At 46.2% G+C, this 338-nt stretch carries 1 pseudogene; it reads right to left on the bottom strand.

Annotated elements, in window-relative coordinates:
• Positions 1-338, bottom strand: a pseudogene (locus AB9F29_RS21590) (YidC/Oxa1 family insertase periplasmic-domain containing protein); the annotation flags it as partial.

Below are 338 nucleotides of genomic sequence, written 5' to 3'. Positions count from 1 at the left end.
TTTGATTATTTCCATTTCTGGCTGAAGTTTTTTCATCTTGGCCATGGAAACGTAAGACTTGTAGGCAAGCGGGAAGAGCATTGCCTTGATGATCAAAGTCAAAACGATGATCTACCAGCCCATGTTACCGATAAATCCGTAAATTGTGTAAAGGAGCCAGAACATTGGTTTGGTGATCATGGAGAACACGCCCCAATCGATTGAATCGATGAAGCGCTCGACGGCTTCGTCGCGTTCATAATGCTTGATCAGCTACCATTCTTTTGCACCCGCAAAGAGGCGGCTGTCATTCAGTATAGTGCCACCGGTGGAAACTTCCATAACTGGAAAGCGCGCCT

The sequence above is a fragment of the Falsihalocynthiibacter sp. S25ZX9 genome (assembly GCF_041205405.1).
GTDB lineage: Bacteria > Pseudomonadota > Alphaproteobacteria > Rhodobacterales > Rhodobacteraceae > Falsihalocynthiibacter > Falsihalocynthiibacter arcticus.
The sequence above is the reverse complement of the archived record's forward strand: the minus strand, read 5'-3'. Positions and strand labels throughout refer to the sequence as shown.